Genomic DNA, 12,005 nt, shown 5'->3' with positions numbered 1-12,005 from the left:
TTCGGTTCCTTCCGACGAACGGTGCTGCGTACAACGTATCAGGAGTAGACGGCGTACACCTTGCTGTGTACGTTGTACGGGAACGATACGGCGTACACACCATCGAGGAGTCCTCCATGGCAGACGTGACTGACGACACCCTCCGGACCGCGGTGATCATCGGCAGCACCCGGGAGGGACGGTTCGGTCCGGTCGTCGCGGACTGGATCGTCAGACACATTGCCCAGCGTGCGGACATGGAGGTCGACCTGATCGACCTCGTCGAGACGCCTCTGCCCACCGTCTTCCCGGCGTTCGGGCAGGCCCCCAGCGACGAGGTTGTGACCCAGCTGGGCGCGGTGTCGCCGCGGCTGGCCCGGGCCGACGCCTTCGTGATCGTCACGCCCGAGTACAACCACAGCTTCCCCGCGCCGCTGAAGAACGCCGTCGACTGGCACAACGAGCAGTGGCACGCCAAGCCGGTCGGCTTCGTCTCCTACGGCGGACTCGCGGGCGGCCTGCGTGCCGTCGAACAGCTCCGTGTCGTGCTGGCGGAGCTGCACGCGGTCACGATCCGCAACACCGTCAGCTTCCACAACTACGGCGAGGTCTTCGGTGCCGACGGCAGGCCGACCGACCCCGGGTGCGACGTTGCGGCCAAGGCCATGCTCGACCAGCTCACCTGGTGGGGGCAGGCCCTGCGCGAGGCCAGGCGCGTGCGCCCGTATGCCGTCTGACATCCCTCCACTCGTGCCCTGGGGGCAGCGATGAACGACCGCCCTACCGACACTCCCGCGCCCGACCGGCCCGGTCTGCCCCGGCTGTGCGTCTTCGGACTGATGCTCAGCATGTTCCTGGCGACGCTCGACGGACAGCTCGTCAGTACAGCGCTCCCCACGATCGTGGGCGACCTCGGCGGCCTCGACCACTTCTCGTGGGCGGTGACGGCGTACCTGCTCACCATGGCCGCGTCCACTCCCGTCTGGGGCAAGCTCGGGGACCTGTACGGCCGCAAGGGCGCCTGCATGAACTCTGTGGCGCTCTTCCTGGTCGGGACGGTGCTCTGCGGCATGGCGCAGAGCATGGAGCAGCTCATCGCATTCCGCGGCCTCCAGGGCCTCGGCGCGGGGGGTCTGATGGTCGGCGCGCTCTCGGTCATCGGAGTGGTGGTGCCCGCGCAGGACCGCGGCCGCATCCAGTCGATGGTGGGCGTCATGATGCCGGTCGCGTTCGTCGGAGGCCCCCTGCTCGGCGGGTTCATCACCGACTCCATGAGTTGGCGCTGGGCCTTCTATGTCAACGTGCCCGTCGGCCTCGTCGCGCTGCTGGCGGTCGCCAAGGGCGTACGGCTGGCCGCCGGCCGCGTCGCCGGGCGGATCGACTGGCTCGGCACGGCCCTGCTCACCACCGGCATCCTGGCCCTCACCCTGCTGGCCGGCTGGGCTGGCACCACCTACGCCTGGACGTCCTGGCAGATCGCCGGACTCGCCGTGGTCGTCGTGCTGGCCCTGGCCTGGTTCGTGTGTGTGGAACTGCGCGCCGCCGAACCGATCACGCCGCCCCGGCTCTTCGCCCGTCGGGACTTCACCCTCGCCCAGATCCTCAGCTTCCTGGTCGGCGCCGTCCTCTTCGCCGTCGTCAACTACCTCCCGCAGTACATGCAGTTCGTCCAGGGCTCCTCGTCCACGGCCAGCGGCCTGCTCATCCTGCCGCTGATGCTCGGCATGCTGACGGCGCAGCTGACTGCCGGGCGGCTGATGGACGGCGGCGGTCTGGACCGCGTCGTGCCGCTCACCGGCGGCGCCGTCACGTTCGCCGGGGCGCTGCTGCTCCTCCTGCTCGGCACGGACACCCCGCTCGCCACGGCCTCCGCGCTCACCCTGGTCATCGGGGTGGGAGTCGGCGCCCTGATCCAGAGCACCCTGCTGGCCACCATGAACAACGCGGACCCGCGGGACATGGGCGCGGCCACGGGTACGGTCACCCTGGTGCGCACCATCGGCGGCTCCCTCGGGGTCGCCCTGCTCGGCGCCCTGCAGAGCAGCCGCATGAGCGAGGTACTGACCGAGCGGCTCGGCTCCGCCGAGCAGGAGCGGCTGACCGCGGGCGGCGGACTGACCCCGGCGCTGCTGAAGGACATGCCGACCGCCATGCGCGACGCGGTCCGGGATGCCGTCAGCAGCGGTCTGCACGGCGTCCTGGTCGGCGCGGCCGTCTTGTCCGCGATCGCATTCGGCACGGCGTGGTTCGTCCGTGCGGCGCCGGCCCCGATCCCGGCGGCCGCCGGGACGCCGACCGTCGGGGCCGACGCTCGGAAGGACTCCGCCCGCACCCCTCCGGGGGACTGAGCGCGGCCCCGCGCCGCCACCGGTCCCCGCACCCACCCAAGCTGCCGGCCGCACGGTCCGGATCCCCCGTCGCCGTGCGGTCGGCCCCTGTCGAAGGCGAACACCGATGCCCACGAATTCCGTCGAACGTGTCAGGGACATCCTGGTCCGTCCGTTCTCCCTGGGAGGCCTCACGCTGCCCAACCGCGTCGTGATGGCACCGATGACGCGCGAGTTCTCCCCCGGCGGCGTGCCGGGCAACGACGTGGCGCGGTACTACGCCCGGCGGGCGGCCGCCGGGGTCGGTCTGATCATCACCGAGGGCACCTACGTCGGCCACGACTCGGCGGGCAACAGCGCCCGCGTCCCCCACTTCTACGGCGACGAGGCGCTCGCCGGCTGGTCGTCCGTGGCCGAGGCCGTCCATCAGGCGGGCGGCCGGATCATGCCGCAGCTGTGGCACGTCGGCATGGACCGCACCTCAGGCAATCCGCCGGTCCCCGACGCCCCGCAGATCGGTCCCTCGGGCATCGCCCTGGACGGCACGAAATCGGGCAAGGAGATGACCCAGGCGGACATCGACAACGTGGTCGCCGCCTACGCCACGGCCGCGGCGTCCGCCGAGGCGCTGGGCTTCGACGGCGTCGAGATCCACGGCGGCCACGGCTATCTCATCGACCAGTTCCTGTGGGGGCACACCAACCGGCGAACCGACGCCTACGGTGGCGACATCGTCGGCCGCACCCGTTTCGCCGCCCAGATCGTGGTCGCCTGCCGGGAGAGCGTCTCCGACGACTTCCCGATCTCCTTCCGGTTCTCCCAGTGGAAGATGAACCACTACCAAGCACGGATCGCCGAGACGCCGCAGGAACTGCAGACCATGCTCGGCCTCTTGGCCGACGCGGGCGCCGACGCCTTCCACTGCTCCACCCGGCGGTTTCACCTCCCCGAGTTCGAGGGGTCCGACCTCAATCTTGCGGGCTGGGCGAAGAAGCTCTCCGGCAAACCCGCCATCAGCGTCGGCTCGGTGGGCCTCAGCAACGAGTTCCTCCAGGTGTTCCAGGGCGAGCAGGCCACGGTCATGGACATCGGCGAGTTGCTCGACCGCATGGAGCGCGACGAGTTCGACCTCGTGGCGGTCGGCCGGGCCCTGCTCGGGGACCCCGAGTGGCTGCAGAAGGTCCTCGCCGGACGCGTCGACGAACTCACCCCGTTCCACCGGGGCCTCGTCAGCAGCCTCCACTGAGCCGTACGGCCGCCTGCCCGACCGCAGACCGATGATCCCGTCGCTCCGGACGGCCCCCGGAGCGACGGCCGCGCGGGCGGCGTGGATGTGTACGTAAGTCCAGTACCACCGCGGCCGTCCGCGTGCTTGCATGTCCGGAAATTCGGAGGATCCAGGTGACCCTCGCCTGCTCGTTCTGCGTCTGCGACGTTCACCGTCGGCACCGACGGTTTCCTCATCGCGGGGATCCTGCCCGACATCTCCCGCTCCCTCGACGTCTCGCCGTCCGTTGCCGGGCAGTTGGTGGCCTTCTTCGCGCTCGCCTAGAAACCGGGCCGCGATGAGCTCGTCGAGCTCGGCGACTTGCAGATTGAGAGCCATCACCTCCTTCGCCAGCGTGTGCACCATCTCCGCGGTCAGCCTCTCGCTGGTCAGTCAGGTGGAGGCGGACGTTGTCCCAGACCAGGACGATCGGGCCGCCGAGCTGGATGCGGGCGCGGATCAGCAGGTCGCGGAAGTCGCGCCAGCCGAAGCCCTTGGGCTGGTCCTTGCGTCCGGTGTACTCGCGGACGGAGTAGAAGAGCCGGGACCGCTCGCCAGGCTTGTAGCAGGTCATGCCTGCCATCCATACCCGGCCCGAGCCCCGGCCGCGCACGCGGACCACCGGGGTGCAGCCCCTACGGCCCCAGGACCTGGCTTGCGGCGGCGTCAGCGACTGACCGGCCTCGTCCTCGAAGACGATCCATCCGTCACAGGCCGCCGCGATGCCCTTACCCGCGGCCAGACCTCCTTCTTCCACAGGTCCACCGCAGCGTCGTCACGCGCGATCGCGCGGCGGGCCGGTTGCTGCCACGACCAGCCGTGCCGCTTCAGCAGCCGCCACGTCCCCTCCACCGTGTACGACACGTGGAACAGCCGGCCGATCAGCGTCTTCACAGGGGCCAGGCTCCACCGCTGGTCGACCCAGCCGTGGACCAAGGGGCCGCGCTCCAACTCCCGCTCCAGCTTGGCGACCTGCTTCTCACTGAGCCTCGGCCGCCCGGGTGAGCCCTTCGACAGGACTCCAGCCTCGCCGCGCTCGCGCCAATGTCGGCGCCATCGCTCCATCGACCGCTCGCTGACTCGCAGCGCGGTAGCTATCTCCCGGTTCTTCTCCCCGCGCTCGAAGCGTTCCACGGCCTGCAGCCGGATCCGCTCCCGCGCGGCCCTCCCAGCGTCGGTCAACCCACCGCCCTGCGCGTATCTCACGGTCCAGAGCTACCCAAGCTGAGCGGCCGCTGTCAGGCGAACGGCGCCGACATCACCCCATCAAGTTCAGTTGCAGTTCAGGGGCTTCACTCGCTGGGGTGGCTCGGGCGGTAGTCCGGGTCACCCAGGGCGGGTGCCTGGCACCTTGGCTCCACAGCGGTCGCCTGTGGGGTCTGGGGTGCGTGATGGTGACGGTCAGTTTCCGTCGACGGAACAGTGATGTCGCTGATGAGCGGGCATGGACTGATGCGTCGGCCGACCTGTTGCGGACAACGGTCCCGTGGCGGACGTTCCGCTGGTGCAAGGGGCAGCAGCACTATTCGGGCACGTACTCGTCGGCGACGACGCGTGACCACGTGATCTATGAGTCGAGGCTTGAGCTGGCTCGGACTGAAGCTCGCAGCCACGAAGCGTCACGGAGTCCACGTAGGTCTCCGAAGCTCGATCGCCGGTTACCGGAAAGTCATATACGGCGCGGTACGGCTCCGTCCTGCCAGCGGTAGAGGTCGCGCAGCAGGGAAATCTCGGCGCCGTGATGGATCAGCTCCCTGTTGACGTGCAGGACGATGCCCTCCATGGGAAACCGCTCGGGACCCACCGTGGGCGGATTCTCCAGGTCAGCGTCCGAGAGCTCGCGGACCCCCGCGTTCCATCTCCCATACATCTCATCGAGCTGTTTCAGCGCCTCGTCAGCGGTCCCCGCGTAGGCGAATGTCTGGGAGTCGACGTCCTGGCCGCCGAAGTGCCATCCGACCCGATAGCCCAGGCAGGAGACGATGATGTGCGCCAGCCGCCAGGCAATCGTGGTCACCGGCGCCGGCACCGGGTCAGGGGACGCGGAGTCCATCGTCCATTCCCCCGAACCTGCCGACATCGGTGCGGCCGACGTGCCACGCGGGCGGATGCTCCAGCAGCCACGCACCGGCTCCCAGAAGTACTCCTCATCGGCAAGACCGTGCAGCCGCGGCCGCAGGTTCTTGTGCCAGTGCCGGTCCAGCTGGTCCGCGATTCGCTCGCTTCTTGCCATTTCCGCACACTACATACAACGGAGACCTGGCTGCGACCCTCGCGGACGCCGTCACCGGCCGTGGGCCGCGAGAGCCTACCGCACCGGGAGATGACGCTGGGGGCTGATGTGCCCTTCGGGCCGCGCCGCCGCGAGCGGCTGTTTGACATCAACAACCCGGCTGGCTGGGCTGGGTTCAATGACCCAAATGTGACAGCCTCGACCGATGACATGACGGATGATCAAGACCGCAGACTCCCGCCCGAGATCAGCATGATTATCCCGAGCGAGCCCCCCGCCAGAGCCTCCGACCTGCATGTTCGAAGATGGCGAAGACTCGATGAAGGCCACGGTGAATGGGAAGGTTCGCAAGCACGTCCCCGACTTCCCGCTGGTCACGGAGCAGGGGCCGGTGGTGGTCGATCTCAAGCCGCTGCGCCGGGTAGCCAAGGCTGAGGTGGCTTTCACCTTCGACTGGGTGCGGCAAGCAGTGGAGTTGCGCAACCGAGCCAGCTCCTCCGGTGTCACCCACGGAACATATGGCCCGTGACTCCCGGACGGGCGCTCAGCGCCTCGTCTCGTACCTGGTCAGGATCACGCCGCAGGGAAGCGTCCGCGTCTCCACCAGGTTCAGGTTCACCCAGTTGTCCAGCGCGGTGAAGAACGGCGTGCCGCCGCCCACCAGGACCGGCGCGGTGGCCAGCAGGTACTCGTCAATCAGCCCGGCCCGCATGGCCGCCCCGGCGAGCGTCGCACCGCCGATGTCCATCGGGCCGCCGTCCTCGGCCTTGAGCCGGCTGATCTCGGCGACCGCGTCGCCGGTGACCAGGCGGGTGTTCCAGTCGACCTTGTCGATCGTCGAGGAGAACACCACCTTCGACATGTCCCGCCAGCGGCGCGCGAACTCGATCTCCGCCGGGGTGGCGTTGGGCTGCTGGTCGCCGGTCGGCCAGTGGGAGCTCATCGTCTGCCACAGCTTGCGCCCGTACAGCGACAGGTCGGTCGCCCGCAACTGGTCGGACCAAAACTGAAACAGCTCGTCGCTCGGCACGCTCCAGCCGATGTCGTCACCGGGCGCGGCGATGTAGCCGTCAAGGGTCAGGTTCATGCCGTAGATCAGTTTCCGCATGGCGCCAGCCTTCCGTGAGTCGGTCTCACGCGTACAGACCGGCGCGGCGCGGGAAACTCATCGGTGCGCGATCTGAGCTCGCATGTAGTCCTCGTGCTCGGTGGCTCAGCCGCAGACTCATTGTTCCGCCGAGGAAATGGCATCGATCTGAGACTGATCTTGGGTGACATGGCGGTGAGACAACAGAGAACCAGCAGGTCACAGAAGATCGCCAACCTGGTCGAGTCCGCCCGGACCCACTGGCGAGCTGTGAACGCACCCCGCCTGGTCGCCCTCGTGCGGGCCGGAGCCCGCTTCGAACGCGGCCGGCTCGTCGAACGCCCCGAGGCTCACGAATCCTGAACCACCTCAACTGATCGGCTGTTCCTGATTTACGCCTCGTCAGGCCGATGAGTCTGCCTGCTGGCTGAAGTCTTCCACGGCGACATTCCCACCGGGAAGCGGAGCATCCCTTTGCCATGAACGAGAGATGGAGGCCAGAATGAGCAATCCGATTCGGCTCTACATGTCGATGTCGCTCGACGGCTATGTTGCCGGTCCGGACGATCGACCGGGCCAGGAGCTCGGACGCGCCGGTGGACGCCTTTTCAACTGGCTCGACGACCGGGAATCCGACGGTCCCAGCGGACAGGTTTATCGCGAGGCGCTGGCGACCGGCGCGGTAATCTCCGGCCGTCGGACCTTCGAACTCGCCGGGCGTTGGCAGGGCGACCATCACGACGGTGTGCCGATCTTCGTCCTCACCCACCATGTGGATGACGGGGACGTGCCACCCGGCCACGCGCGATTCGTCACCGACGTCGAGGACTGCGCCCGTCAGGCTCGCGCGGCCGCCGGGGACCGGCCGGTCATGGTCCATGGGGCGTGCGCGGCCCAAGCGCTCCTCCGAGCTGGGCACATCGACGAGATGGAGATCCACCTGGTGCAGGTCCTCCTCGGGGACGGCCGACGGCTCTTCGACCACCTCGGTGGTGATCACATCGAACTCGACCTTGTCCGGCGGCTCGAGGACCGAGACGTCACGCACCTCCGCTACCGGGTACGCCGACCCGATGAGGCCGCATGAAGACGCTCTTCGTCGGCTACCGCGTCACCGACCTGACCCGCTCGCTCGCCTTCTACACCGCCTTGGGCTACGTCGAGCTGGGCAGGGTCGATGGCGACGACGGGAGTCACCTCGTGATCCTTAAGTTCCCCGGCGAACCAGCGGCCTCGCTCGAACTGGTCCACCGTCCCGTTGACGGACGCGTCGACGTGGGCAGCGGTTTCGACCACCTCGCGATCCAGGTGGACACACTGGCCGCCACCCTGGAGCGGCTGACCGACGCCGGCCTGGAGCCGGGACCTGTCCAGCGCCCGGGCGGCCCTCGCGGCCCGAAGACGTCGTGGCTCACCGACCCGGATGGCTACCGGATCGAGTTGGTGGAGTGGCCGCCCGGACACCCTGACGGCATCACCTCGGCGGACTTCTCCTGAGCGGTCCGGTGAGCGGAGTCACGAAGCTTCGGGGCGGGCAAGGCGCAAGGCGAGGCGGCATTCCCCCCCCATCCACAGGTCTTGACAATTACTCCGGCTCCTGGCGCGGCTGTGCGAGAGACGCTGTGACGTCGGTCTTGCGCTGCGGTCCCTGGCGCTGGGCCACGGGGCAGGCGATCTGCGGCAGCTGGAGGGGACCCAGTACGACGACCGGGAGTTCGCGCGGCGGCCGTTCGCATCCGCTGCCTGGCACGGCCTGCTGGTCATGCAACAGCCTCGCGGGCCTCAGCCAGCCAGTGGTGGCAAGCCGTGGAACGCCTCTTGCGCGAACTGCCGCCCCTGGACCGGCATGACCGCCGGGAGCACGGTCCGGAAACTGGCTCTTCGCAGTTGAGGGTGCAGATCGGGTGAGTACTTCGTTCCGGGGTAGGAGTCGAGGTCTTCCGACGCTGAAGGTTATGCTCTGCGCGTCCAGCACGCAGGCGCTCGGCTCGGCATCCCGGCCGTCGGCTTCACGCACCAGTCGGCGCAGCAGGCCGTTGAGCTGGTCGAAAATGTCTTGTTTCTGCCAGGCGGCAAAGTAGCCGTAGACCGTCTCCCATGGTGCGAAGTCGTGGGGCAGGTAGCGCCAGGGAATCCCGGTGTGGTCGATGTAGAGGATGGCGTCCATGATGCGGCGCAGGTCGTGCTCGGGTGGGCGGCCGATGTCCAGGCCCTTTCCTCTGCGCTCGGCCCGCCAGGCGGTGAGCGTGGGGCCGATCAACTCCCAGCGGGCATCGGACAGGTCGCTGGGATACGGGCGCTGTCGCGTCATGTTTCGGTAGCACCGTCGGGCACGACGCATCCGCAGGGCGCAAACAGCGTCAACCGGGGGCGCTTGGGGATCAGACAGGAGCGACCCGACTCAAACGGGCGGAGATATCGAGTCTCCTGTCACACAGGCCGTATTGACCACTCTCGCCTCAGCAGTCGCAGACCCACTCGCCCTTCGAAGCGCCACCGAACAACCTCGCCGGGACAAAACACTCTTCAACTGATCGTTTCAATATGAACTGGTGAGGGGTTTGGTGTCGGGATCTGCCGTAGGTGAGCGGGCACGGGTAGTCACCGACCAGCGGATGACCGCCCCACCGCGTTCTGCGCGTCGACTGCCGCGAGCACCATGTCAGCCAGTTCTGCAGCGGACCGTCCGCCACCCGCGTCGATGCGATCCAGGCCCAGCCTGTCGATGGCATCGATCATGAGTGTCTGGTAGCGCTCCGTGCGGGCCAGGAACTTGTCCATCAGGCGCTGTTCCTCGCCTGTGGCTGCTTCATAGCGGCCCGCTGCATGGATGCGGGCGCGTACTACGGAGTCGTCGGTGGTGAGCCACACGGCAGCCGTGCGCGGCACCTGCAGACTCGCGACGCGGACGGGCCAGAGTGCCGACCCCTCCAGGACCAGGCCCGTCCTGCCACTGCCCTCGGCCGCATGGGCCGTGATCAGCTCTTCGATGCGGGGCCACAGCCGATCGTAGTGGCCCAGAACGGACGTGATCAGTTCGTCAACCGTGAGTGATCCGTAGTGCTCGGCGACGTGGGCCGGCACCTCCCACTCCGGGGTTCTCCAGGGGCGCCCGGGGTGCCGGGCCAGCCCGTCAGTGCTCAGGCACTCGAACCCGAGCTTCCCCGCCACCACTTGGGCAACAGTCGACTTTCCGACGTTCGACGTCCCGCCGATCAATACCACCCGCACATCACGCACGCCGACGACCCTACTGATCCTTCCGGGACGATGCCTGCAGTCGGCGGAGACAGATGATGCAACACGCCAGTTGCAAAAACCCGTGGTGGAGGCCGGCGCGGCGTTCATTGCGGATGGGTAGCCGTTTGAACTGGTGGAGCCAGGCAAAGGTGCGCTCGACGACCCACCGGGTCTTCCCCACGCCGGAGCCATGGGCGACACCTTGCCTGCCGATGAGTGGTCTGATTGCGCGCTTCCACAGCAGGCGGCGGTACTTGTCACAACGACCCCGGCCCCGACCGCCCCTCTCCGTCCGGCGCCCGCGATGAGGCAGAGCCCGACGGCCGGACGCGACAGCCGGCACGGCGCCGTCGACCGCGCGATTCCGGCATCTCCGGACACAGAGCCCCGTCGCCGCCTCCCCATCCCGAATCGCCGGATTCGCGTTGTTCACCGGTGCGAGGCGTCCACACAATCGCAGCCCAGCCCGTTGATTCCATTCCAAGCGAAGGGGCTTGCCATGGTGACTCCCACCTCCGAGGACCAGTCGGCGTCGAGCCTGCGCGCGGTTGCGCCGGTTTCGGTCGCGTCCCGCGCTCGTTCGTATTTCGCCAGCACGGTCGGCAACCTGCTCGAATGGTTCGACTGGGCGGTCTACGCCGCCATGTCACCGTTCATCGCGACGGCGTTGTTCAACCCGGCCAACAAGGTGTCCGGGCTGCTCGCGACGCTCGCGGTGTTCGCCGTCGGATTCGTCATGCGGCCGATCGGCGGCGTCGTCTTCGGCTTCCTCGCCAACCGCCGCGGCCGCAAGTTCGTCCTGCTGGTGACGATGATCGGCATGGCGGCCGGCACGCTGTCGATCGCCGTCATCCCGACCTACGCCGCCATCGGCGGATGGTCGTCGTTCCTCCTCGTCGTCGCACGGCTCCTGCAGGGATTCGCGCACGGCGGCGAGACGGCGATCTCCTACTCCTACGTCACCGAGGTCGCACCGCGTGAAAGACGCGGACTGTGGTCGAGCGGCGTGCTCGGCTGCGTCATCGCGGGAACAATCCTCGCCAACGCCGTCGCCGGTACCCTCACTGCGGTCACCTCCGAGGGCTTCATGGCGGACGGCGGATGGCGCATCCCGTTCGTCATCGGCGCAGCGCTGGGCATCTACGCGCTGTTCCTGCGCCGTTCGATGATGGAGAGCGACGTCTACGAGCGGGCGATCACGTCCGGCGCCGGCGACGCGCGCTCCATCACCAGCCTCCCCGCCTGGTCAGCGGGCCGGATCGTGCGCCGCAGCACGCAGTTGGTGCTCTACGTCGCCGGCGGCTCCGTGGTGCAGTACACCTGGACCGCCTACGCGGGCACCTACGCCATCACGCAGAAGCACATGAGCCCGACCGCCGCCTACTGGTCGCTGCTGGTCGCGCAGGTCGTCGGACTCGCGTTCATGCCGTTCTGGGGATGGGCCTCCGACCGCGTCGGGCGCCGTCCGCTGGCCATCGCCTACGGCATCGTGTTCGCTGCGCTCGCCTACCCGGCGTTCACGATCATCGGGTCCACATGGTGGACGCTCGCCGTTCCCGCGACCGTCATCTTCGCCCTGTGGGGCATGTCCGGCTCCCAGTCGCCTGCCGTGCAGGCCGAGAACGTCACGACCCGGCACCGCGCCCCGGTCGTCGGCGCCGTCAGCTCGATCGCCGCGGCGCTTTTCGGCGGCACCGCGCCCTACCTCAGCGCGTACACCGGCTCCATCGGCGCGCCCTGGGCCTTCCAGGTCTTCGTCATCGCGCTGTGCCTGATCTGCGCGATCGTCGGCTTCACCCTCAAGGAGACCAAGGGCGTCGACCTGGAGAAGGTCTGACCGTCCCGCTGCCTCCGATTCCGTTCATCGACCCC

The 12,005-nt window shown here is 68.4% G+C and carries 12 protein-coding genes and 2 pseudogenes; 8 read left to right on the top strand and 6 right to left on the bottom strand.

The features are described 5' to 3' along the window. Positions 1-116: 116 nt before the first annotated feature. From ACWGJB_RS40140 to ACWGJB_RS40130, 3 genes are all read left to right on the top strand, one after another. On the top strand, positions 117-716 hold the full coding sequence (locus ACWGJB_RS40140; RefSeq protein WP_453384960.1) for an NADPH-dependent FMN reductase: 600 nt from the start codon (positions 117-119) through the stop codon (positions 714-716). A gap of 30 nt (positions 717-746) precedes the next feature. Continuing rightward, the gene (locus ACWGJB_RS40135) at positions 747-2,327 is read left to right on the top strand and encodes an MDR family MFS transporter (protein ID WP_453384959.1); all 1,581 of its coding nucleotides are present in this window, start codon (positions 747-749) and stop codon (positions 2,325-2,327) included. 106 nt (positions 2,328-2,433) lie between these two features. Then, positions 2,434-3,552: an NADH:flavin oxidoreductase gene (locus tag ACWGJB_RS40130; RefSeq protein ID WP_453384958.1), complete on the top strand. Its 1,119-nt coding sequence runs from the start codon at positions 2,434-2,436 to the stop codon at positions 3,550-3,552. A gap of 412 nt (positions 3,553-3,964) precedes the next feature. Here ACWGJB_RS40130 and ACWGJB_RS40125 read toward each other — a convergent pair. Next, a pseudogene (locus ACWGJB_RS40125) lies at positions 3,965-4,779 on the bottom strand (IS630 family transposase); the annotation flags it as partial. Positions 4,780-5,242: 463 nt separating this feature from the next. Further along, positions 5,243-5,806 carry a DinB family protein gene (locus tag ACWGJB_RS40120; protein WP_453384957.1) on the bottom strand — a complete coding sequence of 188 codons (564 nt, stop codon included), beginning with the start codon at positions 5,804-5,806 and terminating at the stop codon, positions 5,243-5,245. A gap of 295 nt (positions 5,807-6,101) precedes the next feature. Here ACWGJB_RS40120 and ACWGJB_RS40115 point away from each other — a divergent pair, with 295 nt between their 5' ends. Then, positions 6,102-6,335, top strand: a complete 234-nt coding sequence (locus tag ACWGJB_RS40115; protein WP_453384956.1) for a hypothetical protein — start codon at positions 6,102-6,104, stop codon at positions 6,333-6,335. Between the two features lie 15 nt (positions 6,336-6,350). On the opposite strand, the gene ACWGJB_RS40110 is transcribed toward ACWGJB_RS40115, so the two are convergent. Continuing rightward, on the bottom strand, positions 6,351-6,914 hold the full coding sequence (locus tag ACWGJB_RS40110; protein ID WP_453384955.1) for a dihydrofolate reductase family protein: 564 nt from the start codon (positions 6,912-6,914) through the stop codon (positions 6,351-6,353). Between the two features lie 174 nt (positions 6,915-7,088). Between ACWGJB_RS40110 and ACWGJB_RS40105 the strand changes: the two genes are divergently transcribed. The 3 genes from ACWGJB_RS40105 to ACWGJB_RS40095 all read left to right on the top strand — a co-directional run bounded on the left by ACWGJB_RS40105 (position 7,089) and on the right by ACWGJB_RS40095 (position 8,390). Continuing rightward, the gene (locus ACWGJB_RS40105) at positions 7,089-7,256 is read left to right on the top strand and encodes a hypothetical protein (RefSeq protein WP_453385000.1); all 168 of its coding nucleotides are present in this window, start codon (positions 7,089-7,091) and stop codon (positions 7,254-7,256) included. Positions 7,257-7,395: 139 nt separating this feature from the next. Further along, complete coding sequence (locus ACWGJB_RS40100; protein ID WP_453384954.1) at positions 7,396-7,980, top strand: dihydrofolate reductase family protein; 585 nt, start codon at positions 7,396-7,398, stop codon at positions 7,978-7,980. Continuing rightward, positions 7,977-8,390 carry a VOC family protein gene (locus ACWGJB_RS40095; protein ID WP_453384953.1) on the top strand — a complete coding sequence of 138 codons (414 nt, stop codon included), beginning with the start codon at positions 7,977-7,979 and terminating at the stop codon, positions 8,388-8,390. The genes ACWGJB_RS40100 and ACWGJB_RS40095 overlap by 4 nt, the downstream gene beginning before the upstream one ends. A 436-nt stretch (positions 8,391-8,826) precedes the next feature. Here the strand turns inward: ACWGJB_RS40095 and ACWGJB_RS40090 are convergent. From ACWGJB_RS40090 to ACWGJB_RS40080, 3 genes and pseudogenes are all read right to left on the bottom strand, one after another. Next, positions 8,827-9,204 (bottom strand): annotated as a pseudogene (locus ACWGJB_RS40090) (transposase); the annotation flags it as partial. 290 nt (positions 9,205-9,494) lie between these two features. Beyond that, positions 9,495-10,118, bottom strand: coding sequence for a hypothetical protein (locus ACWGJB_RS40085; RefSeq protein ID WP_453384996.1), 624 nt, complete (start codon positions 10,116-10,118; stop codon positions 9,495-9,497). Positions 10,119-10,143: 25 nt separating this feature from the next. Beyond that, positions 10,144-10,476, bottom strand: coding sequence for a transposase (locus ACWGJB_RS40080; protein ID WP_453384995.1), 333 nt, complete (start codon positions 10,474-10,476; stop codon positions 10,144-10,146). A 156-nt stretch (positions 10,477-10,632) separates the two neighbouring features. On the opposite strand from ACWGJB_RS40080, the gene ACWGJB_RS40075 reads away from it, so the two are divergent. Beyond that, on the top strand, positions 10,633-11,970 hold the full coding sequence (locus ACWGJB_RS40075; RefSeq protein ID WP_453384952.1) for an MFS transporter: 1,338 nt from the start codon (positions 10,633-10,635) through the stop codon (positions 11,968-11,970). The last annotated feature ends 35 nt before the right edge of the window (positions 11,971-12,005 follow it).

The organism is Streptomyces sp. NPDC054813, from assembly GCF_053611365.1.
The sequence above is the reverse complement of the archived record's forward strand: the minus strand, read 5'-3'. Positions and strand labels throughout refer to the sequence as shown.